General features: G+C 38.4%; 25 protein-coding genes and 2 pseudogenes. 11 read left to right on the top strand and 16 right to left on the bottom strand.

All coding sequences use genetic code 11. The features are described from left to right. Window position 1 precedes the first annotated feature (1 nt). From H541_RS0106450 to H541_RS0106430, 5 genes are all read right to left on the bottom strand, one after another. Window positions 2-1,207 carry a sensor histidine kinase gene (locus H541_RS0106450; protein WP_022796508.1) on the bottom strand — a complete coding sequence of 402 codons (1,206 nt, stop codon included), beginning with the start codon at window positions 1,205-1,207 and terminating at the stop codon, window positions 2-4. Window positions 1,208-1,404: 197 nt separating this feature from the next. Next, the gene (locus H541_RS0106445; RefSeq protein WP_022796507.1) at window positions 1,405-2,163 is read right to left on the bottom strand and encodes a YibE/F family protein; all 759 of its coding nucleotides are present in this window, start codon (window positions 2,161-2,163) and stop codon (window positions 1,405-1,407) included. Beyond that, a complete protein-coding gene (locus H541_RS11805; protein WP_022796506.1) occupies window positions 2,160-3,215 on the bottom strand; it encodes a YibE/F family protein in 1,056 nt (351 codons plus the stop codon). The genes H541_RS0106445 and H541_RS11805 overlap by 4 nt, the downstream gene beginning before the upstream one ends. Before the next feature lie 96 nt (window positions 3,216-3,311). Continuing rightward, on the bottom strand, window positions 3,312-3,932 hold the full coding sequence (locus H541_RS0106435; RefSeq protein ID WP_022796505.1) for a DJ-1/PfpI family protein: 621 nt from the start codon (window positions 3,930-3,932) through the stop codon (window positions 3,312-3,314). 19 nt (window positions 3,933-3,951) lie between these two features. Then, window positions 3,952-4,305, bottom strand: a complete 354-nt coding sequence (locus H541_RS0106430; protein ID WP_022796504.1) for a DUF2200 domain-containing protein — start codon at window positions 4,303-4,305, stop codon at window positions 3,952-3,954. A gap of 322 nt (window positions 4,306-4,627) precedes the next feature. Here H541_RS0106430 and H541_RS0106425 point away from each other — a divergent pair, with 322 nt between their 5' ends. The 3 genes and pseudogenes from H541_RS0106425 (at window position 4,628) to nagB (ending at window position 7,442) form a co-directional block, all read left to right on the top strand. Beyond that, on the top strand, window positions 4,628-5,506 hold the full coding sequence (locus H541_RS0106425) for a YitT family protein (RefSeq protein WP_022796503.1): 879 nt from the start codon (window positions 4,628-4,630) through the stop codon (window positions 5,504-5,506). Between the two features lie 287 nt (window positions 5,507-5,793). Next, window positions 5,794-6,324, top strand: a pseudogene (locus tag H541_RS11800) (mannitol dehydrogenase family protein); the annotation flags it as partial. A gap of 416 nt (window positions 6,325-6,740) precedes the next feature. Next, entirely contained in the window at window positions 6,741-7,442 is a 702-nt protein-coding gene (gene nagB / locus H541_RS0106415; protein WP_022796501.1) for a glucosamine-6-phosphate deaminase, read from the top strand. A 707-nt stretch (window positions 7,443-8,149) separates the two neighbouring features. Here nagB and H541_RS0106410 read toward each other — a convergent pair. Both H541_RS0106410 and H541_RS0106405 read right to left on the bottom strand, forming a co-directional pair. Then, entirely contained in the window at window positions 8,150-9,118 is a 969-nt protein-coding gene (locus tag H541_RS0106410; protein ID WP_022796500.1) for a tRNA dihydrouridine synthase, read from the bottom strand. Window positions 9,119-9,403: 285 nt separating this feature from the next. Further along, entirely contained in the window at window positions 9,404-9,799 is a 396-nt protein-coding gene (locus H541_RS0106405) for a MazG nucleotide pyrophosphohydrolase domain-containing protein (protein ID WP_420805193.1), read from the bottom strand. 179 nt (window positions 9,800-9,978) lie between these two features. Here H541_RS0106405 and H541_RS0106400 point away from each other — a divergent pair, with 179 nt between their 5' ends. Then, complete coding sequence (locus H541_RS0106400; RefSeq protein WP_022796498.1) at window positions 9,979-10,176, top strand: hypothetical protein; 198 nt, start codon at window positions 9,979-9,981, stop codon at window positions 10,174-10,176. A gap of 217 nt (window positions 10,177-10,393) precedes the next feature. Here the strand turns inward: H541_RS0106400 and H541_RS0106395 are convergent, their stop codons facing one another. From H541_RS0106395 to H541_RS0106385, 3 genes are all read right to left on the bottom strand, one after another. Next, the gene (locus H541_RS0106395; RefSeq protein WP_022796497.1) at window positions 10,394-10,696 is read right to left on the bottom strand and encodes a hypothetical protein; all 303 of its coding nucleotides are present in this window, start codon (window positions 10,694-10,696) and stop codon (window positions 10,394-10,396) included. Window positions 10,697-10,781: 85 nt separating this feature from the next. Further along, complete coding sequence (locus tag H541_RS0106390; RefSeq protein ID WP_022796496.1) at window positions 10,782-10,976, bottom strand: peptidase; 195 nt, start codon at window positions 10,974-10,976, stop codon at window positions 10,782-10,784. Then, a complete protein-coding gene (locus H541_RS0106385; RefSeq protein WP_240470911.1) occupies window positions 10,976-12,223 on the bottom strand; it encodes an ABC transporter transmembrane domain-containing protein in 1,248 nt (415 codons plus the stop codon). The genes H541_RS0106390 and H541_RS0106385 overlap by 1 nt, the downstream gene beginning before the upstream one ends. Between H541_RS0106385 and H541_RS13620 the strand changes: the two genes are divergently transcribed. From H541_RS13620 to H541_RS11790, 6 genes are all read left to right on the top strand, one after another. Beyond that, window positions 12,203-12,655: a hypothetical protein gene (locus H541_RS13620; RefSeq protein ID WP_240470910.1), complete on the top strand. Its 453-nt coding sequence runs from the start codon at window positions 12,203-12,205 to the stop codon at window positions 12,653-12,655. The genes H541_RS0106385 and H541_RS13620 overlap by 21 nt on opposite strands. Before the next feature lie 492 nt (window positions 12,656-13,147). After that, window positions 13,148-15,577, top strand: coding sequence for an ABC transporter substrate-binding protein/permease (locus tag H541_RS12970; protein WP_022796493.1), 2,430 nt, complete (start codon window positions 13,148-13,150; stop codon window positions 15,575-15,577). A 14-nt stretch (window positions 15,578-15,591) separates the two neighbouring features. Then, window positions 15,592-16,329 carry an amino acid ABC transporter ATP-binding protein gene (locus H541_RS0106370; RefSeq protein ID WP_022796492.1) on the top strand — a complete coding sequence of 246 codons (738 nt, stop codon included), beginning with the start codon at window positions 15,592-15,594 and terminating at the stop codon, window positions 16,327-16,329. A 25-nt stretch (window positions 16,330-16,354) separates the two neighbouring features. Further along, complete coding sequence (locus H541_RS0106365) at window positions 16,355-17,260, top strand: prephenate dehydratase (RefSeq protein WP_022796491.1); 906 nt, start codon at window positions 16,355-16,357, stop codon at window positions 17,258-17,260. Window positions 17,261-17,345: 85 nt separating this feature from the next. After that, window positions 17,346-18,224 (top strand): prephenate dehydrogenase, encoded by an 879-nt coding sequence (locus H541_RS0106360; RefSeq protein WP_022796490.1) that lies wholly within the window; start codon window positions 17,346-17,348, stop codon window positions 18,222-18,224. Between the two features lie 239 nt (window positions 18,225-18,463). Continuing rightward, window positions 18,464-19,177: a polysaccharide deacetylase family protein gene (locus tag H541_RS11790; RefSeq protein ID WP_022796489.1), complete on the top strand. Its 714-nt coding sequence runs from the start codon at window positions 18,464-18,466 to the stop codon at window positions 19,175-19,177. A 16-nt stretch (window positions 19,178-19,193) separates the two neighbouring features. Here H541_RS11790 and H541_RS0106350 read toward each other — a convergent pair whose 3' ends face one another. The 6 genes and pseudogenes from H541_RS0106350 to H541_RS0106315 form a co-directional block, all read right to left on the bottom strand. Continuing rightward, the gene (locus H541_RS0106350; RefSeq protein WP_022796488.1) at window positions 19,194-19,754 is read right to left on the bottom strand and encodes a DUF3267 domain-containing protein; all 561 of its coding nucleotides are present in this window, start codon (window positions 19,752-19,754) and stop codon (window positions 19,194-19,196) included. Window positions 19,755-19,855: 101 nt separating this feature from the next. Further along, window positions 19,856-20,356 carry a GNAT family N-acetyltransferase gene (locus H541_RS0106345; RefSeq protein WP_022796487.1) on the bottom strand — a complete coding sequence of 167 codons (501 nt, stop codon included), beginning with the start codon at window positions 20,354-20,356 and terminating at the stop codon, window positions 19,856-19,858. Window positions 20,357-20,426: 70 nt separating this feature from the next. Further along, a complete protein-coding gene (locus tag H541_RS0106340; protein WP_240470909.1) occupies window positions 20,427-21,584 on the bottom strand; it encodes a PQQ-dependent sugar dehydrogenase in 1,158 nt (385 codons plus the stop codon). 758 nt (window positions 21,585-22,342) lie between these two features. Beyond that, a complete protein-coding gene (locus H541_RS0106330; protein WP_022796484.1) occupies window positions 22,343-22,729 on the bottom strand; it encodes a hypothetical protein in 387 nt (128 codons plus the stop codon). A 346-nt stretch (window positions 22,730-23,075) separates the two neighbouring features. Next, window positions 23,076-23,270: pseudogene (locus H541_RS11785) on the bottom strand (transposase); the annotation flags it as partial. Window positions 23,271-23,859: 589 nt separating this feature from the next. After that, window positions 23,860-24,474 (bottom strand): hypothetical protein, encoded by a 615-nt coding sequence (locus H541_RS0106315; protein ID WP_022796481.1) that lies wholly within the window; start codon window positions 24,472-24,474, stop codon window positions 23,860-23,862. Window positions 24,475-24,711: 237 nt separating this feature from the next. Between H541_RS0106315 and H541_RS11780 the strand changes: the two genes are divergently transcribed. After that, on the top strand, window positions 24,712-24,925 hold a 214-nt coding region (locus tag H541_RS11780; RefSeq protein ID WP_022796480.1), incomplete at its 3' end, for a helix-turn-helix domain-containing protein.

Here is a 24,925-nt window from a genome sequence, read left to right as displayed (position 1 = left end):
GCTATTCTCCCTTATCTTGTTCTCCCTGTTGATGTAGTTGATAAATAATAGCTTCTTTACTCTCTAACTTTGGTAAGACCAAACGTGAGGTATAGCCTTCGCCCGGAGCTGTTTCAACGGTAAACCGTCCAGACAATTCTTGGGCTCGTTCTTTGATACTTGCTAGTCCACCGAGAAAAGCCACTCCTGCCCCACCAACACCATTATCCTGACAGGTCAAGATAACCTCTTCTGCGCGATATAGCAAGGTCACTCGAAAGACACTTGCCTCACTATATTGCAAAACGTTGTTCAGCGCTTCTTGAACCGCACGATAAAGAACAAGTTGTTGTTGTTCAGATAACTCCCACTGTGGCGGATTTTGTCGGAATTTGATTGTTAAATCGGTTTTCGATTCAGTTTGCTGGAACAACTCTTCAAGAGCAATCACGAATTTCTTATCCGTCAACGCTTCAGGTTTTAGATCATGGATGGCTCTCCTAACATCTTCCAATCCCGTTTTGGCGAACTCTCGTAAAGAAGAACTCATCTGTGCCAGTTGGTCATTCTTACCACGACTGATTTGCGTCATGGCTCCCAACTGGATGATGATGGTTGACAAGGTATGGCCGACTGAATCATGGAGCTCTCGTGAGATACGATTACGTTCTCTTAGCGTATAAATCTCGCGCATTGAACTCGTTGTTAAAGCTTCATTCCTCGATTGCTCTAACAAGTCTGCAGCAGTTTTTTGTAGCGCTCGATTGCTTACTTTCAAATCAGCATTTTCTGCCTCTAGTCTCGACTGCTCAGCTGAAAATAAACCTACCATGACGAGTATGAAAAGATCTAGAACTGTGATAGTAACACCCAAACTGAAAACAATTGCTAAGGAAGCTGTTAGTAGTATCAGTAAAACACCCAGTTGCTTGTTCGTCAGCCATTTCCAAGCATCGAGAGTCATCACTATGCCGATGACGAGAGGAAACCACTTAAAATAAACAGCAATTATCAGCAGAAATACAGCATCTAAATAGATAGAAGTCAGCCGAAAAGCCTTGTCTTCAAACAAAAAGTAGCGCAATTGTAGGTGGATGATATACACTAATACGACGCCAACCAACGGCCACCCTTCTCGTATCGACTGCTCATCAAGTGACATAAAAGCTTGTAGCAAGAGAGCACCAATTAAAACATAACGACTACTATACACTCTAATATCAGACATTAGTTCTCTCCCCTCACAAGCTCGTCATTTTTAAAAAATTATTCCATTTTTACAACTTTACAGCTTTACATTTTTACAGTTTTACCGCTTTACAACTTGACCTCTTTAATTCTTTACGACCTTGTATAAGCTAGAGTAGGCAATCAGCATTACTCACTCTAGTCACTAATCACTAGTCAGTGGTCACTAGTCAGTGGTCACTTGCTCTGAGACTTACAAAAGGTGTAACTCGCAACAGCTGACGTCAATGGCAGAATGAGAACAGCTGCTATCCCGGAAATGACACTGGTCAACAATCCGCCCACAAACACCTTGGAGTTAATAATGTCTTGAAAGGAATAATTCAAGTCTTGTAACCAGATGATCAATCCCAAATTACTCCCCATAAACGCGAACAATAAGGTATTGATTGTTGAAGTCAAAACATCTCGCCCCACGACTAAACTAGATGCTAAAATTTCTTTTAACACTAACTGCTTGGCGTGTCCTACAAGCTCTGAAGTGGCACTACTAATTGCCATACTTCCATCAATGACTGCTCCAGAAAAACTTAACAAAATCAGTGATGTATTTAAGGACTCAAAGGGGACATTAACAGAAAAATCAAAGTCGCTTAACTCATCTAATTCTTCCGGTGGGAAGCCGTATACTTTCAGGACGTGAATCAGTGGCCAGACCACCAAGGTAAATACCATGAGGAAAAAAAGAACACAGATAAACGCAACCAGCGTCTTCCGATTGAATTCATTAATATAAAATAGCGTAATAGCTGCTATAGCAAGAAAAATCAGTAGCGTTGATCCATAAACAGGTAAGCCATTGACCAATAAAAGGACTAATAAAATAAACAAACAAAAGTTAGCCACGGTGCCACTGATAATCGAGAAAGCGACCTCGCCAAAGACGATAAAGATCAAGATACTCAATAAGATAAGTAAAACGACTAACGTATTCATGACAACCGCCCCGCCTTCTTTTCACTCATCCACTTGTCAGTCAGAGAGAAAATCAATAAAGAGATTGGAATGGATAGAACAATAGCGAATGCACCACAAATGGTTCTAAGAATCTCTAAGGACAAAAATAAACCGATACTTTGTCCAAATTCCCAGCCATTCGCCAGATAAAAAACGAAGACAGGTAAAGTACCACTCAGATAAGCAAACAACAAAACATTGATCATAGAGCTAGAGGTATCTTGAGCTATCTTCTTGCCTGATGCCACTAATGCTTTGGAATCGAGATCTTTATTCTTTTTTTTGATTTCGTCAAGACTGGATATAATGACCACAACATTATCCATGCTAGCACCTAGAGCACCAATCAAAAGACTCCCCAAAAAGACTGCCCGATAAGCTCTCGTAATGTATGACATCTGCTCAAAGTGTAGACCAGAATCATCCAAAAAGGACATCGCGATGACACAGATCAAAAAGGCTAGAAAAACACTACATAAAGTAGCAGTAATCTTTCTGATATCGATCCTTTTGATACCGTAGGACAGACCAAAAGCAATCAAAACTGCCAAGATCGCATAGACACTCATCAAGGCAATCAACGAATAAGAACGATTGTGTTGATTAACGGCTAATAATGCGATCAGTAGTACTGAATTACAAATCACTCCAATTAAGGAAGTTATTCCTTTTTTCCCACCGACAGCCAGAACTGTCCAAGCAAAAAGACCCAACAATATAAAGACATAGCCGTCTCGTTTTAAGCTAGAAACTTGCCACCCCATCCCGACTCTTTTTAGAATCAGTTGTTCTCCCTGATGATACTTTGGGTTTATCGGTTCAGTCTTATAAAAAACTTCCTCAAGTTCAATTTTTTCGTCAGAGGATTCATTGATCAAATGTCCTGTGATAATTTGACTATCTCCAACAATAGTAGCTTCGTCAATTTTCATCACTGGCTCACTGTAAAAATAACTACTGTTGGCTTGAATCACCAAGCCAATACCAATAATGCTCATAAAACTAATGACCATCATTACTACCCTTTTCATGACTCGTCTCCTCATCTGACATCTCTACCATTCATTATTTCATATCTTTAACTTATCAGTTAGCTTATTAAAGTAGCCTATTCGTTGAGAAACAAGTTATTGTGGGTATAGTCCATGACGATAATAGTCAAACCATTGCCGTAATTCGTCAGGTGTCCTAATCTTTAATAGTTTCAAAATTTCGTAGGCAAACTCAAGTGCCGCTGTTTCATTTGCGGTAATAAAGCCATCTGTCGTAACAACTTGTTTTTCTAAAAATAAATCTGCGCCACGATGGTTGGTCTTTTCAAGATAATAATCCTTTTCATCGCCACTGTGTTGTATTTCATCTAAAAAGCCATTTTTCCCTAGAAATACCGTGGCTCCGCAGATAGCCGCAATTGGGATTTTTGCTTCTTGAGCCTTCTGTAAGAACGATACTATTTCTGGGTAATGATATTTTCCCCACCCATAGCCTCCAGGAAGAAGAATCAAAGCAGTGCTATTAAAAGAATCTACTGTATCATAGCGAGCTACTACATCTTCAATAATTGTTTTTAAGCCGCCTATCGAGATTTTCGGTTCTAAATCAACGCCAATTACTTTAATTTGATACTGAGGATCAGCATTTATTTCAGGAGTGGCATGTGCTATTTCCCAATCTGCCCATTCGTCAGTGAGTAACACCAACACTTCTTTTATGACTTCGCTTTGTTTGCTACTAGTATCATGACCCAATCCTCTTCACTCTCCCTTATCATTGTCTTAAAATCTTCTCCATCTTTTTGCCTCTTGCCAATTCATCGATCAGCTTATCAAGGTAACGTATCCGTTTCATGGTTTGATCTTCTATCTCTTCAACACGAACACCACAAACAACACCAGTAATCATTTTCGCATTGTCATTAAACTTAGGAGCCTGATCAAAAAAAGCTTTGACCTCAACATTGCTCTGCTCTATAGCTTCCAGTTGCGCCTCATCATACCCCATCAACCACGTGATGATTTGATCGACTTCGGCTTTAGTCCGTCCTTTTTTCTCAGCCTTAGCGACATATAAAGGATTGAGCTTACTAAAAGGCATCTGAAACAATCTATCTTGATTTGGCATAGTCTGCCACCATACCTCTCTTATTTAGATCGTTTATTTCTTATTTAGATAGTGTGTAATGTTCGTAAGTGTTACTATTCTGAGACCCTTTTTTTAATCTAACTTCTCATTCAGCTTTTAGTTCAGGTTTTTAGTTTAAGTAGTGCGTTTTTTTAGTTTAGATTTTTCATTTGAGTTTTTAGTTGAGTTTTTAGTTTTGGTTTTTAGTTTAGATTCACGTATTTTATAAGCTAATCTAGTATTCTAATCTCCCTAAATGTGCTAAAAAAGATTATAATAAGACCACTATCATAGCACTATATTGTCTCTAGGAGGTTTTTCCGTGAATAAACAAGTCACCCATCATGAAGCAAGTCACTCAATGAAACAACTCAAACAAGTCAAGCAACTCTTAATGATTGCCCTTGGTTCTCTACTGTTCGCTATTGCTATCAATTACTTTTTAATACCTACTCGTTTGGGTGAAGGTGGTGTGACAGGTATGACAACTATTCTTTATTATACCCTAGAGATTCCACCCTATCTGACTAACTTTGTGTTAAATACAATCATTCTGATTATTGGCTGGAAATTTTTAGACGGTCCAACAATTATCCGCTCATTATGGGCAGTAGCTTCTATGTCTTTATTTTTAAAGATACCTATATTCTACCATTATACGACGCCACAAACGATTATCCCAACCCTTGCAAGTGCTGTGTTAACTGGCATAGCACTTGGTCTAATACTCAATAACGGCGGTTCCGTAGCTGGTAGCACTGTCTTAGCCAAGATTTTCAATAAATACCTTGGTGTCCCCATTGGAACTGGCATCATGATGATGGACCTCTTTGTAGCATCACCCATGATCTTTATCATCGGATTTGAAAACCTACTACTCACACTTTTATATATGTACATCTCTAACATGATTGCTAACACCTACCTGGCTAGATTTGGTTCTAAAAAAGCTATCCAGATTATTTCAACCGATTATAACAAAATTGCACAACTCTTATCAGATGACCTGAAACAAGCTGTCACACTGATCCAAGCGACTGGTTTTTATTATAAATCCGATCAACCAATCGTCTACGCCATCTGTAGCTCCCGCCAACTTGCCACCGTCATCCCATCCATTCGAGAAATAGATGACCATGCCTTGATTATCATTGATGACATCAGAAGTTCGCGGTCCGAAGATCTCTATCGGTTAATTTGATTGTTGAAGTTTTTAGACCAATTGACATTAGCTTTTAAGTTGTTGACGCCATAAATGTTTAACACTATTGTATCAATTCTTTGTTCACATAAAACACCAACCACGATTATCACGGTATGATTAGGATTTGATGTATATAAAAAGGCAATACGATAACTAGTTTGCTCACTTGAAAATTAGCAACACCAAATATCATACAGCCATTTATTTTACTCAAACAAATCTTCATCTAAGACACTTAATACCGACACAAAGTCGTAAATCGCCTTATCTCTTTGATCACTAACATTGAAAGGAAATTATTCAGTGTCAATACTGGCCACGCAACCGTAGCTTATACCGGCGCTCTCCAAGGCTACGAAACGATTGATCAAGCGATGAATGACCATTTAGTGGTCATTCAATTAAAATCTGTCTTAGAAGAAACGGGAAATTTATTGATCCACAAATTGAAGTTTGATTCTGAAACACATGAAGCTTACATTACAAAGATTATCAATCGCTTCAAGAACAAACATATCTCAGATGCTATCACACGTGTTGCTCGGACTCCAATCCGTAAACTAGGTAACCAAGAACGCTTCGTCCGCCCAGCTCTTGAGCTAACAGAACGACATCTGAGTGCTGCTCACCTCTTTGAAACAATTGGGATTGTCTTCAACTATGATGACCCTAACGACGAACAAAGTCGGCAATTGCACCAACTATTAGTTGAAAAAGAATTGCCAGAAGTCATCACTGAAGTTACCGGTATCACTGACAAAGACCTGGTGGAGGTTATCGACAAAAACGTCAAAAAATACGCCTTTAGAGCCTAGAGCTTGGACAAAAAAGCGAGAATACTCTCGCTTTTTTTGCCGATTTAAGTCATAACTTGTTGATGACATTACATCTATTGAATTGCATTGCATCTATTGAATTGTTTGAGTTTATAATTAATGTGCTTGATAAGATAACTATAGATAGAAAGATACCGATAGATAAATAGTTAGATAGATTAATAGATTAATAGATGAATAGTTACATAGTTACCTATATACATTTACAGATAAGCACAGAAAAATTCAGATAAAGTAAGATAAAAAAGAACAGTATAGTAGATTTTTTCAGTCTCTTTCAAATAGTTTCAACAATAGCGTAACGAAAGCTCACTCTGCTTGTCAGGTGACAATAATACTGCTATATTGGGGGAGGAAAGTGACTAATTTTTCAAGTCGTAGGAGGGCAATGAAAAATGGAAGTTATCACATCAAAAGATAAAAAAACAGCAAGTAAAAAAGCATTCGAACTCTTGCAAGAAGACATCAAAAATGGTGCTAAAGTTTTTGGACTTGCAACAGGCTCTACCCCAGAAGATCTCTATACAGAATTACGTCACAGTGACGTTGATTTTTCTGAATCGATCTCCATCAACTTAGATGAGTACGTTGGTTTATCCCCTGAAGACCCACAAAGTTATCGCTACTTTATGGAAGAACATCTTTTCAAAGCTAAACCATTTAAGAAATCTTATCTTCCTGATGGTGTGGCAAAAGACTTGGATGCTGAATGTAAACACTATGACCAAATCATAGCTGAACATCCAATTGACAGCCAAATCTTGGGAATCGGTCGCAACGGTCATATTGGTTTCAACGAACCAGGAACTGACTTTGGCGTTACAACTCATGTGGTTGAATTAACAGAGTCAACCATCGAAGCTAACAAACGCTACTTTGATAAAGTTGAAGACGTTCCAACACATGCTTTGTCAATGGGTATCGCTTCGATTCTTAAGACAAAACACATCTACTTACTAGCCTTTGGGAAAGAAAAAGCTGAAGCTGTAAAAGGAATGATCGAAGGACCAGTTACCACACACGTCCCAGCGAGCGTCTTGCAAAACCATCCAAACGTTACCGTCATCTTGGACGAAGACGCGGCGAGCTTACTCTAATAGGTTGGGTTGTTCAAAAAGTGATCAGCTTCAAGACATAAGGCAAGATGATCGGAAATTTGTAGTTTTCAAGGCAGATTGACTTATGTACAAAAAGCTGCTTGGACCACACCAACAAGAGGGTGTTCAAAAAGTGGTTAGCTTCAAGACATAAGGCAAGATGACTGAAAATTTGTAATTTTCAAGGCAGATTGACTTATGTACGAAGAAGCTACTTTTAGAACACCGACAAGAGGTTGTGGAACAAGCGATCAGCTTTGAGCCAAAAAAATTTATAGTAATCAACACAAATAACCCTACTGGATGGTATCCATAGGGTTATTTTGCACATAGTCGACTTCACATTCGATTGCATCAATCTATCAACAAAGGTTAAGTCACACACATAAGTCACAAGCGATTTATTATTTTTTCAACATACCTGAACAATTCATACTTTTCTTATAGCTGTTAGGAAACTTTTGAAGACAATACAGAAACTTTTTAAGACAATATAGTTTTGGGACAGTATAGTTTTAAGACAGTATAGATAAATGCTTATTCACTTTTGACACAAATAGCACTGTCACGTAAATCAAAAAAACATGGTTAGGAAGATTTAGCACTCTTCCTAACCATGTGGGTTATTTCTTCTATTTTTTGGTATTCGGTCTTTAACTAATGGATTCTGGTGCATAACTAGTAGCATATAACGATGTGAAACATGATTAGTGCCAGTTTTGTGTCTCAAATTGATCCAATAGCGTTCTAACATCATCTGTGGTCGTTGTTTCCATTAGGCTGATTCTGAGGTCATTCGCACCAGGGAATGACCGAACGTAGATTTTAAAGAAGCGACGCAATGGTTTGAAGAGACGAGGGTTATTTGAGGCATAGTCATCAAATAGGTCTAAGTGTACACGTAATAAATCCAATAATTCTTTTGGTGTATGTTCTTTCTTCTCTTTTTCAAATGCAAATGGATCATGGAAAACACCTCTTCCAATCATTACACCATCCGCACCGTATTCTTCAATCAAACGAAGTCCTGTTTCTCGGTTAGGAACATCACCATTGATTGTAATCAATGTCTCTGGCGCTATTTCATCACGCAAGCGACAAATTTCTGGAATCAAATCCCAATGAGCGGGAACTTGACTCATTTCCACTTTTGTTCTCAAATGAATGGATAAATTAGCTATATCTTGTGACAGAACATGTTTTAACCACTCTTGCCATTCTGCCACTTTAGCATGACCAAGTCGGGTTTTAACACTAACTGGTAGGCCACCTGCCTTAGCGGCTTGGATTAATTCCGCTGCCACTTCTGGTCGGCGTATCAGACCAGCCCCACGACCGTGTTTAAACACATTAGGTGCTGGGCAACCCATATTAAGATCGACTCCCGAAAAGCCCATCTCTGCCATCCCAATACTCATACGGCTAAAATACTCCGGTTTATCTCCCCAAATATGAGCGACAATTGGTTGCTCATCAGGGGTGAAAGTCAACCGACCTCTCACACTCTCGATACCATCAGGATGACAGTAACTTTCACTATTAGTAAACTCAGTAAAATAAACATCCGGAGCTGCAGCTTTCGCAATCACGTGACGGAAGACCACATCAGTCACATCTTCCATCGGCGCTAATACAAAATACGGCTTTGGTAGTTCTTTCCAAAAATTCTTACTCATTATTGTTCTTTGAATCCTTTCATTACTCTATTCATCTTAGTTTACAGCGTTACTTACCAAGAGTCACCTATCAAGAGTCACCTATCAAGAGTCACTTATCAAGAGTCACCTATCAGTAGAAAAGAAAGCAGAAGTTCTTCTGCTTTCTTTTCTGAGTCATTGACCATCACTGTTTATAGCTGTATTACATTGTACCAAAATTCTAGGAGAATGAAACATTTTTGCTTAAATCACTTTTCCATGAGTCCTATTCCTGAGTCCTATTGTGGATGAGAGCACCCTCTTTTACTTGTTATTGTACTGAGTTCTTTGTAAAAATGTTGCTAAGTTAGTATCATGATGATACTTTTCAGCTGCTTCCTTGTCTTTTTCAATAATGACCGAAGCTAAATCAATATCAGTTATACTAGCTAACGCAACAGTATAGTGAATAACATCAGCAAGTTCTTTGCTGAGTTCTGCTTTCAAATCTTCTGTAGGTGTAGCATTCTTTCTCCCATCAATTTTGTTCAGCGCCTCTGCAACTTCACCGACCTCTTCCACTAATTTCATAAACAACCCCATAGGAGAAGGATGCCCTTTGTAGACTTCTTCTAAGTATGATTGTAACGCTTCTATTGCTAGTTTTTCAGTTAATACTTCTCTCTTTTCTACTATAACAGTTCCTTCCTGGACTTCTATACTCACTAGCTATTTATCTTATAACATATTTTAACTTCATGAAAGCTAAAACACAACAATACAAACTAACGACTATTTATATGATAGTCGAGAAAAGGTATTTAAAAAAATAATTGAAAACGCTTGATATGAAACTAGTTTCATAAGCTATACTCAAATTAGAGAAGGAGAAACCAACCATGAACACTTACTTAGAAATCAAAAACTATAGCCAGTCTCACCTTTACTACGTTTTATTTCTAGTCACAAATGGTACCCTCTCAATTTGGCAAGAAAAAGGTCTAACACGTCAACTGCTAGCTACTATTCCCATTTCTGAAATTGAACGCTTGATTATTGATCAGTATCTAGGCGGAAATCGCCACAAAAACCATTGATGATTGGACGATAGAATTTGATTTCGAGCGACATCATGGGCTTTCCTACAGTAGATTATCACTTAGACGATTGCGGGAAAACGGCTTCAGATTATTCCATGAACAAACAACCGAACAACTCACTATCCCCTTTGACTTTATCGTCGATCGATAGAGAGAGCTAGTAGAACATCTAAACGTCTTGTCTCTAACTAACTCCTAACTTTAACGTTTCAAACTAGATGCCGCTATCATACCCTGCATAATAAAAAATAATCATCGTTTTTTCGACATAGTACACGTCTAATTTTGTATTTGTGCTTTTTTCTATGGGTGCGGGTGTAACCTTGTATACTTCGGGATAGACTGGCGAAGTTGTTGGTTCAATACTGCTAAACAACGATGCCTGAAAATGAAACTCAGAAAATAATTTGGCACGAATTGCTAAAACTGGAGAAGTATGAACTAAAGCGATAATAAGTATCACTGCACTAACAATAGCAACAAATAAATGGTTTTTATTTTTTATACGCAACTTCATTTTTATTACCTCATCCTTCTTTTTAGAATACCCACCATCAACAATAGTCTATCTTATAGCGCTTATTCGATGCCGCTAATAGAAATCAAATAATAAGGCTAACTTTTTCAAAGTTTAAATTGCTAAGTTCACTTTCTCTATGCGTAATTAGAATGATGGTAGCTTCTGTGGACATTAAATAAGCGATCATTCTTTGTGCTGTTTCTAGATCAACATTTGAAAAACTTTCGTCCAAGATGATCAATGGTTTCGGACTTACCAATACACGTGCTAGAGACACTAACTGCTTCTCCCTCCAGACAAATTTCCCGCATGCAACTGATCTACACCCACAAGTTCTTTTACAGTTTTCAGGGTTCCTTGATCGACTGTTCTTCCCAAGGTAATATTGTCATCTAAGTCAAAATTAAAGATATGTGTGTCTTGTTTCAAATATTGAGACACTGAAACTAAGTCTGCTTCTGTATAAGGAGCTCTGTTTAAATAGATCTGTCCTTCAGTAGGTGCTAATTGTTTAAAGATGAGTTTAAGTAATGTACTTTTCCCTGACCCCGAAGCCCCTATAATGTGGTATTTTCCCCCTCTTTCAAACCTATAAGTGAAGTTTTGTAAAAGATCTTTGCTTTTATCCGAATAGGCAAAAGAAACTTCTTTTAGGTCAATGGCTTCAAAGGTCTTAACAGCTGGTGTTGGCTCTTTAGCTGCCACGCCATCATCTATAACTTTAAACAGTGGGGAAATAGAGTCTAGAAGGATATAGTATTGGTTAACGACACCAAATGAATCGAAAATCTTTGTAGATAGCTCTGTCGTGCTTAGAATCGCTCCGACACTTAATGCTCCTTGAAATACTAGTAATCCTGTAGTGAAAATGACGGCTATTTGGCTAGAAATATTCATGGTACTAATGACAACATTAACTAGAGATTGTTTTTTGGCATAGTCTATTCTGGCATCAGCAATTATAGTTGATCCATTATCTATAGTGCTTACAAACTTTTTTTCAGCACTAAACATTTTTAACGTCTCATACCCATTGATAACATCCTGCATGAGAGATAAGAAACGGTTGTTAGCTGTTGAAACCTCCTCATTTCCCTCTCTCGTTAAATATCTTAATAATTTGGGTACTAAATTAAGTAAGGCTAACAATAGCAATACCAAAGCGAATAAATAGACGTTAAACAAGAGTAATGCCACTAGCAAGAATATACCATTTGCTAAAAATCGCGATATAAAGAAGAAACTTTTAAAGCCTTTTTCTTCTATCAAATTGATATCATTTTGCATAAATGAAGTGTATCGCTGAATCTCTGCCTTGCTAAAATGACTCATTTCCATTTTTCCAATTTTAGAAGCTAGATCTAATCTGATTGATTTACTCATCTTTTGAATGGCTTTTTCTTGAATGATTAATTGGAAATAGCCAATCACAAATGTTATCCCCCACAACAGTAATACAACCAACAAACTTTTAAAAAACCTACTTTGGTCTCTCTCAATCAAATGATTGGCTACATTAGTCATTTGTGTCGCAGCATATACCTGAAAAAAGGAGTTTACTATGTCGAAAAGTTTAATGTTGCTAAGACAACAGAAGGAAACCTGGAAATAACTATTGACTATGTTTTTGATCAAGAGCTTTTCGAATTTTTAAAATCAAAACCGATAGAGTATTACTATGTCGTTCACTATCCTACTCAATTGGCTGAAAGCACCAATGTTACTGAAAGTAATATTATTAAAGGTGAAACTATCAGCGACTCTACTACCCAAATGAACTATAGTATTCAACTAAACCAGGATATTCCTGAAAACTTTGATATTGACTCGTTGGTGAATGAACCAGTTGGCTTTCAGCTATATGTTTTAGATAAAAACAAAGACCCTGAGTTTATTATTGATGACATTTATCACTACTCTGATTCGAGCTCGACAGTTCTTCTCGACTTACAATAGAATAAACACGTAATCTTTAACAACAGGAAAAATTTGGTATTGACTTTCTAGTCTTGTTTCGTTTATTATGAGAACATTATTAGAGAAGGAGCTTTTATTATGCCATCAACGCAATCAATGACACGATTTTATTACTTTGCTTATTATAGATAAGGTTTGTATTCTACCATAGATGCAAACCACACCATGTGTTTGTATCTATGAGGAGCAGTAATTTGTGTCGCCTACATAGATGATGAGATCTAATGTAGGTAAATTGAGTTAATGGTGGTCATTAGCCCCTTAAACCGTTTTGAGCGACATTAGATCTTGTATCTAAGCTGTCGCTTTTTTAATGCTCAAAATTGGTGTCTATCTCAGATATCTATATCAGTTAGTATAATCAGTTAGTACACTGATATGATCAAAGGTAATACCCCCTATTTCCCGTGACAAGGCTTTTGAACGAACTCCAATTTCAAAGTCCGGTTTTATAAAAGAAAGGTGAGAGTTATGAATCAACTAATCCGAAAGCGATCAACGTTATTAGTAATACTAACTACCCTAATAGTAACTTGTATTTACTTTATAACTTCCGTTACAACTGCTCATGCAGCAGAAACTGTCAAAGTTGGCATTTCAGCCCAATCAAAGTCTTATAACTACCATGATGACAATGGTAAATTAACGGGTTTTGAGATTGAAGTATTGGAGGAGGTCGATCAGCGTCTAGACGATTATTCGTTTACTTATGACACCACTGAATTTGCCTCATTGTTTGCCGGTCTTGATGCCGGAAAATTCGACGTGATTGCCAACAACATTGGTGAAAAAGATGAACGTCGTGAGAAATACTTATTTTCACTCTATCCCTATGTCATTACCCATAACGTCATTATTACAAACTCTGAAAATGGTAAAACAGTTACCTTAGCTGATTTAGCTGGAAAAACGATGGGGATTGTCGCGGGGTCTGCTCAGGCTGTCTTCATGGAGAAGTACAACGAGGAGAATCCAGATCAGGCTGTGGTCCTACAGTACGTTGATGCTGATGCTGCGACTATTATTTCGGATGTTCATTCTGGCCGATATGATGCCACCATCTACTCAACAACTTATGTTAAAGATGTGGAAGATACTTACGGAATTACCCTGACTGAGTCGCCCATCGCAGACGAGGATGCGATTCAACCACCAGGTGCTTACCTGCTTTATCGAAAAGACGAAAAGAGCTTAGCACTACGCAATGCCATCGATGGTGTCTTAGCTGATATGAGAGAAGATGGGACGTTAAAGACCATCAGCGAAAAATACTTTAGTGAGGACCAAACAGTGTTGGATGAGGCCATCATAGCTAAAAATGACGCCTTGAATCAATCTAACAACACAACGGATCGTGTTGTCATTGTTGGAACCTCTGGTCAAACAAAGCCAATGGACTACTTTGACGATAACAATCAACTGACAGGGTTTGAAATTGACGTGCTATCAGAGATTGAAAAACGTGTCGAAGGTATCAGCTTTAAGTATGAAACAGCCGAGTTTGCTTCTCTTTTTGCTGGTCTCGATTCTGAAAAATTTGATGTCCTAGCAAACAACTTAGGCGAAAGTGGAGACCGACGTGAGAAGTATCTTTTTTCTCTCTACCCTTATGTTGTCACTCATAATGTTCTGATTACCCCAAGTGATAACCCTGATCAAACAGACGATCTGACCTTTGACGACATGGCTGGTAAAAGTTTCGGGGTCGTACCCGCTTCGCCACAATCACAATTTTTAGAAGCGTGGAATGAGGAAAATCCTGACAAAGCGGTTGATATTCAGTATGTCGATTCAGATCCTTCACAAATCATTCAGGATGTCCATAGTGGCCGTTTTGATGCGACCATCTATGCAACGACTTACCTACATGATGTCGAGCAAACGTTTGGTATAGAACTCAAAGCATCTCCAATTGCAGATGAAGATGCTATCAGACCACCAGGCTCCTACTTTATCTACCGGCAAAATGATGTTGAATTGAGAGATCAAATGGATAAAGCACTAGCTGAAATGCGCGAAGATGGCACTCTGGCTGAGATCAGCCAAAAATACCTTGGTCAGGACGATACTATTTTATCACCAGAACTGATAGCCAAAAACGATGCTATTGAAGCAGACCGAAAAGGTACTGATAAAGAAACTTCGAGTACTGATGGTAAGATTTTCGCACCAGAGATGATTCCAGGGATCATCAAACAAATCATACCGCGTTTACCAATCACTATCTTTATGACCTTAGTGTCTGCTATGATTGGGCTAATTCTCGGCTTTTTGATTGCCATCGTCAAGATTAGGAAGATTCCAGTTTTATCTCAATTTTTCTCTGTCTTTGTTTCTTTCATGCGTGGCACTCCTCAGCTCGTCCAGTTATTTTTGGCTTTCTATGGTTTCCCTTTAATCGTCCAATGGTTCAACCAACGGCTGTCGCTGAATTGGGATTCAAACGCTATCCCTGCTCTCGTTTACGTCTTCATTGCCTTTGGTCTGAATGAGGCAGCTTACAATTCTGAAACGTTTAGAGCAGCTATCTTGTCGGTCAATACCAGTGAGATTGAAGCTGCCCGTTCGATTGGTTTAACCAACCGACAAACAATGATGCGTATTATCTTACCAAGTGCCCTGATAGTTGCCATCCCTAATTTAGGAAATAGTATTATCAGCTTACTGAAGGGAACGTCCCTCGCTTTCACGGTAACCGTAATTGATATCATGGGACGTGCTCGAATCATCGCTGGTTCCAACCTTCGTTTCTTTGAGGCTTACATCTCTGTTGCCTTGATCTACTGGGTCTTCTGTATCGTGATTGAGCGATTCGTTAAGTGGGTCGAAAAACGATTGAATGTCGACCAAGCTGAATCAACTGATGATGGTCGTTTAGACGTTGACCAAACACAAGTATAAAGGAGGACTCAACCATGCTGAAATTAGAAAACTGGACAAAATCATTCAAAAATAACTTAGTTCTAAAGCAGATTGACCTTGAAGTTGGCACTGGAAACGTCTTAACGATCATTGGATCAAGTGGCTCTGGTAAATCGACTCTTCTACGCACCATCAACTTCTTAGAACCGGCTGACTCCGGCCGTATTACGATTGGGAATATCACTCGTGATGTTTCAAAAACCAACAAGCAAGACATTTTAGACATTAGACGAAAGACGGCTATGGTATTTCAAAACTATGCCTTGTTCTCCAAAAAAACAGCCAAAGAGAACGTCATGGAATCTTTACTGATGGTCCAAGGCCTGAAACGAAAAGAAGCAGAAGAAGAGGCAGAATACTATCTAGAGAAAGTCGGTATGGCGACTCGGATGAACTACTACCCTAATAAACTATCTGGTGGCCAGCAACAACGCGTCGGGATTGCCCGAGCTTTAGCAATCAAACCAGAGGTCATTCTTTTTGATGAGCCAACATCAGCGCTTGATCCTGAGCTTGTTTCTGGCATTTTAGATGTGATTCAACAAGTGGCTCATCAACAAACCACTATGATCCTAGTGACTCACGAAATGAATTTTGCCAAGCAAGTCTCAGACCATGTCATCTTTCTAGATAAAGGCTCTATCTTAGAAGAAGGGTCACCAGATGAACTCTTCAACCATCCAAAAGAAGAGCGAACAAAACAATTTATACAGGGATTCCAACACATTTAAAACCATTATGACGAGGAGAATTGTGATGAAGATTGGCTATCAAGGCATTCCAGGCTCGTACAGTGAGGCAGCATTAGAACACTATCTACGATCAGCACGTTCAAACGGGCTAGACATGCCATCTGACATTTCGGCAATCGGTTATGACAACTTCAAAACTATCATCACTGATTTAGTCTCTGAAGAATTGAAGGCAGCTATTTTACCAGTTGAAAACTCAACGACAGGGTTGATTACACGGACCTTAGATTTATTGCGTTATCAACCAGTTGTGGCGACTCATGAAGTCTACCAACCCATTAGCCACAGCTTGTGGGGAGTTGAGGGGGCTAGTATAGACAGCATCACGAAGGTATACTCCCATCCAGAAGCCTTAGCGCAATGTGCAAGCTTTTTTGAACAACATCCAAACATGATGCCCTTGCCAAGCAGTGATACTGCTCAAGCAGCCGTATTTGTAAAAGAGCAACAGGATAACTCAATGGCGGCACTATCAAGCGTCCGAGCGGGAAATCTTTATGGGTTATCTGCAATTGAGAATAACGTCCAATCGGAAGAACAAAACATCACTCGCTTCTTTATGATGGAACGTGTGATGACCACAACCCAAGATATGGCAGATCTCGTTCAGTATTGGCGCGCGACTCACCCAAATCGTAATAGGTGGATGCTTTATCTCGAGACGGACCATAAACCAGGAGCTTTAGCCAAAGTTCTGAACACTATTGAATTATTCGATTGTAATATGGAAGGGTTAGATGCTAGACCAATTAAAGACAAACCCTTCCATTATGGCTTCATCATAGAAGTTGATGCTTCAAATCTACTGGAAGAAACCAAGACATTCTGGCAAACCCTGACCTACACAAGTAGTTATATGCAACTCTTAGGTTGTTTCCAACCAACGGAAATCCTAATGGATCACTTATAATCTCATGTTTTGTACCGTCTTTATACTGTTATCACTATAATACTGTCAGTAGAACGGTACTACCCATTTTAGGAGGAGAACTACCATGACATTAACTGTTGCTATCGTAGGATTAGGAGTCGTAGGTGGTTCATATGCCAAAGCCTTAAAACGACAAACGACATTTGATGTCACGATACTTGGCATCGACCAAGATAAAACCACCCTTAATGAAGCTTTGAAAGATGGGGTGATCAGTTACGGAGAGACCCATAATCAAACGATTCTGCAAAAAGCGGACGTCGTGATTATTGCGCTCTATCCCTTTAGTATCGTGTCCTTTCTCAACGATCACCAACATCATTTCAAAAAAGGGGCGATTGTGACGGATACAGTCGGTGTGAAAGGTAACTTAATCAGTCAAATAAAAGCTGTCGTTCCCGATACAATCGACTATATCTCAGGCCACCCGATGGCGGGTAAGGAGAATAAAGGATATGCCTATGCCAGTTGGCAAGTGTTTCAAAATGCTAACTATCTCCTAACACCAACAAGTGACAATAAATCGGACAATATTCAGTTCTTAACTGACCTCATCAAGAGTTTAGGCTTTAAACGCGTGACACTAGTCTCTCCTACCATCCATGATGAAATGATTGCCTATACAAGTCAGCTACCACATGCAATCGCAGTAGCCTTAATCAATAGTGATGACCCAGGCAGAGAGACCGTTCGTTTTATCGGCGATAGTTACCGTGAACTCACTCGAATTTCAAAAATCAATGCTAATCTTTGGAGTGAACTCTTCCATACCAATAAATTAGAATTATTAAAGGCAATGGAGGACTTCTCCCAACAATTTGACCGTTTAAAAACAGCAATTGCTGAAGACAATGTTGAAGCACTCACCGCAGCCTTTACAGAATCAAGTCGCAGACGCCAACAGTTAGAAGATGAAGACCTTAAAAGTCTTCATGAGTCCTAATTTTCATAGCCTTACACGCTCTATAAAGAAATTTCTAGTCATTAGAGTTAATAATAGAAAATAGCGAAACGTTAAAAACCTCTAGCCAAGACCTTGCTTTATTCTGGTCCCAGCTAGAGGTATTTCTATTCCATCTATTCTGTTGTCTTTTCTTTAATCTATTCTATATCTTCTATCTATTTAACCACTTCTTATAGACTATCTGTGTTGTATAATAGAAACAAAGGATGGTGACACATATGTTTCAAACGTTAGTATTTCACGAAATTAGACCTAAAAATGAGCTTGATCTAGGGCAAAGACCTATAAAAGTAGCAGATAACTACGCTGATAGTCTTCCTTTGGCTTTGTATGACGAACTGTCACATTTTGAACAACGGATACGCCAGCTCGTCGAAAATGGTTCTCATTTTTTAACACTAGATGACGTTAAAGCGTTCTATCTAAACGGGACAACTTTACCAGAAAAATCCATTTTGCTCACTTTTGATGATTGTTATCAATCTCTGAAAAAGTTTGCCTATCCTTTGTTAAAGCAATACGACATCCCCGCTACTGCCTTCGTCGCAACAGGTTGGTTATTTGATAACCCTTCTCCCTATGATCCGGCCGTTTCAAGGGTCTTGGCTAAAAGTGAATTAGCTGATATGTCTGATGTCTTTGCATATGCCAACCACACAAGCCATTTTCACCAACGTAAAGGGACAACTGAATCAAGACCTATGTGGGAAACGACTGATGCTTTTATTGCTGATCTGAAAGAAGCGAATGCTATCGTCCCTATCACTGATGTCTTCGCCTATCCTTTCGGTCTCTATGATCAAAACACAGTTGCGACCTTAAATGACCAAGGTTTTTATTTGGCATTCACTACTAAAACCGGAACCAATGACCATTCAACACCTCGACTAGAACTAAATCGCACTATTGTTGGACAATTCACACCACTTTAACCCTTTGTCATACTTTTCACGATACTTTGTGATAAAAGCTCAGGCCTACTTCTGTGTCCATGATTAAACAGTTTTTTGGAGAGCGACAAATCAAATAAATAAAATAAAAATCTCCCACACACGATCCGGCATGTAACGCTGCCAGTAGGACAAAGAAGATTGCTGAAAGAATTGTCAGATAATAGGAAATAATCAGAAGTGTTGATATCACTATGAACGGCGCCAAGATAATCACAGCAAACTGACCTTTAGTATAATAAGAGTTTGGACTAGTGGCATAAGCCATACCATTCTTGAACCCAAATTTAACTTTACCTTCTAGATGAAATATCTTAAAGAACAGACCGTGAATCAACTCATGACAAATAATACTGACAACATATGCTACTAGCCACAGAATAATGTTCCATAATGAAAATCCCCCAGTTGTGGTAGGGCTGAAGAATGGAATCAGTCCGAATAGAACAATAAAGATAAGTGCTAATGGAATAGTGGCAATGTTCAACCAAAGAATAAGTTTCTGGTTCTCCATCAAATTGATTTCTTTGATGATTTTTAGACCTTCTTTTTTAGGCATACGGCACTCCGTTCTTGGGTCTTTTTTGGTTAACTTAATTCTGCAAGTCAAATCCTGGCAACGTAAATTCAAACTTTATGTGGCATAGTTACTAGTTACAACTATGAAGCATAGTGCTTTCCTAAAATATCTAAATCTCTTTTAACCCCATCTAACTCAGCAACTTCTGGAAGGTGTCCCCAAACTTCATAGCCAAATTTCTTAAAAAGCGCGATACTCGGTTTGTTCTGGCTAAAAATAAAGGATAGAACTGTGTTTATTCCCAACCGTTCGATCTGGCTTTCGACATATAATAGGGCATCCGTTCCTAAATGGTGTCCGCGATAATTTTCATCGATATAGATACTGACTTCTACTGTTTTTCGGTAAGCGATACGACCGTAAAAATCCGATAAGCTAAGCCAGCCAACGGTCTTACCTTCAACTACAATCAACCACAAGGGACGATGATTGGGATTATGTTGTTTAAACCACTCGCCCCTCTCTTCGACCGTGACTGGTTCTAAGTCAGCAGTCACTAAACGAGAGGCGATGGTTTGATTATAAATCCGTACAATATCTGCTAAGTCGTTTTGAGTTGCATTTATAAATGTCGGTGTCATCTTATCCTCATTGTTCTCTTTCTACATTATTTACTACTATACTATAACTCTAGCGATATGAGCGATTATATTATTCACCTGCAATACCAATCCGATACAGTTTATCATCATCTTCCGATGGATTGCCTCTGCCATCGGTGTTATTTGAAATGAAGTAAAGATAGTCCCCATCGACGATGACATCACGAATACGTCCAACGTCTGAAACTATTGGTTCAATTGTTTGGTCTGCCAGATCCATTTTTAAGACAGCGTTCCCTCTTAATGCTGCAATATAGAGACTATCATCATCCGTCGCCAAACCAGATGGTGCCCAGGTTTCTGAACTTCCCGAATGAACTATTGGCGTTTCCATGTCGTCGTTAGTTTCATCGCCCTCTATCATTGGCCAACCGTAATTTTTCCCTGCTTCGATACGATTAATCTCATCATTTGCCTGTGAGCCATGCTCACTTGCATAAAAAGTCCCATCACTCAGCCAAGTCAATCCTTGGGGGTTCCGATGGCCATAGCTATAGACATAACTATCTTCAAAAGGATTATCACTAGGAATAGAGCCATCTAACTCTAAGCGTAATATTTTCCCATTCAGACTATCCTTATCCTGAGCAATTTCTTCCTCGTATATATCACCAACAGTTGCATATAACTTATCATCCGGGCCAATTGCTAGGCGCCCACCCGCATGTAGATTTCCACTTGGAATATTGTCTAATAAGACACCAGTTTCCTGCCACTCATTATCTGTGAGTTTTATCGTCACAATACGGTTATAGGTCCCATCATCACCTTGATAAGTGTAATATGCATAAGCTTCTTGACTATCCTCAAAATCAGGTGCAAGAACAAACCCCATAAAACCTGCTTCACTCTGAGCTGCCAATTCTTTTTCTAGTTGAACAGGCTGCCGAGTAACCTCCCCATCTATAATAGTCACAATCGCCCCATCACGTTCACTAATATAGAACCTTTCTCCAGCCTTTTGAATCGACCAAGGCGCATCTAGGTCACTAGCTACAACCGTCAATTCATTTGTAGTGGGATTTCCATCATCACTATCCTCACCGTTAGTACTATCATCACTACCACTACTCTCAGACTGTTCACTATCAACGTCATTTTGAGGTGTTTCTAAATGATTATCATTGAAAGAAGAGCAACCCGTCAAAATACCTAAAAAACTAACAACACCTAGCATCAGCAGAAATCTTCTTAAGTGTTTCATCATCTCACCTTCCTGTTGACCTGATTGACAACTTTTGTCCTAGCCTAATCTAACCAGTCATTACTTATATTAAGCCTACCATATTAAATGACCTTCTGACTAACATTGACTCTCGCTAACTCCTTTACGAACAAGTACCAGCACTTCATAGTTTTTTTAAAAAACACGGCTATTTTTAAAATTAACCTGCTTCATCTTGTGTTTTGATGAGCAAATAATTTATAATAGTATTAAGGTAATAGGTAATGGGTTACCATTTGACATTTCCTGAAATGGTTGGTGAATAAATGGCATCTAAAAACTATAAGCGACCTCAAAAATCACGAAAAAGACTGAATCACTCCGTAATGATGATCGTCACCTTTTCGATTCTATTCAGTGCGGAAACAAACCTCATCCCTCCAATCGAGGGAGATTGGGTAGCTAGCAGACAACCCGATTGTAAATTAGCAAACGAGCGTAGACACTTACCACACTCATCCCATCGGAAAATACGACAAAGATCCTAGTTTCTTAGTTTTGGTGGGTATGATAAAACTTACAGACATACCAGTTGAGAAAACTGGGATGCGAAAAGCACAAATGAGAAATATAAAATGGATCGTCAAAAAATCTGTGACCTCAAAAGTCACAGATTTTTTTGACGTTCATATCATTGTTTATATCACTGTTCATACCATTTGACTAACCATCTAAGGTATAAAACACCTATAAAACCATTACCCCATATAGCCATGAATACCCATTAAAAACACTAGACACTATTCCATAGTCTGACGTTCAATGTTGAAACTAGGCACCAAAAACTTTATAGCCACTCCATAAACGACTAAAAGTAGTAAAGACCAATACACTTTGTTATCTGGTAAAAATACATTAATCAAAATTAGCAACACAAAAAAACTAATGAAAGCCCACATGAGATTGAGAGAATTCGAGATTATAATGCGGTCGTTATTAGTTGCCGTTACCTTTTGTTTCTTAGTAAATAAATTAGTAATTTCTAACTCAACAGATGCTTCTGTAGGAGACAATGTCACTTCCTCGTGCGTTGAGTCCAACCTAACACTCTCATGGTCACCTATAGCGACATTGAGAGGGATCTGAGAATCAACAAATCCACTTTTTCTTTTAATAGCTATCGTCATATTCTGAAATACTCCTTTTTATAAACTGCTTCAAGTTACAACCACATCATCATTTCTTCAGGGATATAGACTTTTACAGTGTAGGTTGGAAACCGATAAATTAAAATTTACTGACTGCTTTTTCTATTTTTCATTCTGCTTCCCACTTGGTGCTTATAAATTCCAATCACTAGGTTATTGATCAAAATCCTTAAATTTTCGTCCTATGAGATCCAAAATTTTCGATTGTACTATTGATCAACTTTATTGAACACTTACAAACCTTATTAAATCAAAGTTCTCTTTCTGTTCAATAGGGGGAGTGTCAATAATTATGTGTAAATGGGAAACCCCTCTGACAGTTTGCTTATAAACTTTCTAAAGTATCTTCTAGTACGCCTTGAACTAATTTAAAACCTTTGTGTGAACGGTTTAGAAACTTTTGGTTATAGTCATCAAAAATGGAAACCATAAATCTTTCCAAAGCTTCTTCGGTTGGAAACTGCTCTTTACGTTTGGTGTAGCGCTTGATTTTTTTATTAAAGGATCCAATCAAATTAGTAAGTCTTTACATTTCTTTTAGCATGGCTAATATACTTTTATTTTTCGTCTAACCAAATTAGCTATCTTTTTGAAAATTGCTATTAAAGTAACCAAACAAATTATTAAAAAAGATACCTTCAAAAATAAATACTATTGCAGGTGGATTCATCCATATAATTAACCAAGTAAACCAAAGTGTTCATACAAAACACAACTGACCAAATCCATTTAGTTTTCTCTTTAAAAGCCATTCTATAGACCCTTCGGCTGGTTGACGTGAATTTTTATAGTCATCCATTAATCGTTTCACATTTTTTCTCCTATCAACACGCTTAAATGTATTCTAACATTTTACGTAAAGGGGTGATGATATGGGTCAGGGAATTTTACCCCCAATTTGGCGTTCATATAGCGACTTTATCCAATTCTTCTTTGGCTAACTCAAAAATGGGAAAGCAATAATTAGCTCTATTATATAGCATACTTTATTTTAAAAGAATTATATTATCTGAAATGTCGATAAATTGCACTAAGTTTTTTCTCTTTCTACCTTTAACATAAAAGTGAAAAGGATAACCATAATATTACCTACAATAGACAATAGATTTCTACTCAATGGTAAAATACTTTTCTCCCAGAATACTAGCTTCATACGAACTGTTTGTTCCCTTAAATTGCACTAACTGCAACAAGTGACGTCCAGCTTCTAGTTGCGATAAATCTTCTAAATACCCATCAAGCCCTGAAGTGTTTGGCGCATTTTCATCAAGAGAATTACTATCTACTGTAATAACTAGTAGCTTTCCATCTAAATAAATAGCTTGTAGACTTCTTCTATTAGCTCCCTCAACTGAAACTTGTAGTGGCTCCTTTAGGTCATCGGCTGTAAAGGTTCTCTCATCTCTTAAATAGTCATCATACTCTGTCCAATCGACGGCTTCCGTTTCATTTCGAAACACCTGTAGGTCTAATTGCTCGTTAGCCTTCCCTAATTGTTCTGATAAGTTTTCTGGGAATACAAACGGTTCTACACTATCTTGTTCTTCGGTTTGACTCTCAGACTCCTCATTAGCTTCTTTATCCGTAGTCTCATCTGCTTGGGAATCTGACTCGCTTTGGGTTTGATTTCCCTTTTCCGGTAGTTCTACTTCTTTAGCAGAGCTACACCCCACCAGTAGGAATAATAATAAGGTAGTCAGCGCTATATCATAGTATTTTTTCATCTGATTGCTCTCCTTTTTAATAAACATAGGCTACTAATGCTGAGGACCACAATGGCACTGATTAACAGGAGCACACTCTTTTCAAAACTATAGTAGTCGTGTAACCGCTCCAAGTTTAGTGCTCCAGTAACGACTTGATCTGTAAGGTTACAATACATGTGTTACATGAAAATAAAAAAATAGAGGAAGCTTCTGCTATACTGTAATTACCACACCACAGAAAGGAAAGCTTCCCCTATGAAGAATATTATAACAGAAGAAATGCGATACAGAAAGAAAGTCGTTGATTATGCGGTTAGACATGATAATAATGCCAAGGCTGCACGCAAATATCACACAAATCGGATGCAAGTCAAACGTTGGAGAGACAACTATGATGGGACATGGGATAGTTTAAGAAATAAGAGTACAAAGCCCCACTCACATCCCAATCAACACACTGAAGAAGAGT

The sequence above is a fragment of the Bavariicoccus seileri WCC 4188 genome (genome assembly GCF_000421665.1).
GTDB lineage: Bacteria > Bacillota > Bacilli > Lactobacillales > Aerococcaceae > Bavariicoccus > Bavariicoccus seileri.
Note: the sequence above shows the minus strand (reverse complement) of the source record. Positions and strands in the feature narration are given on the sequence as shown.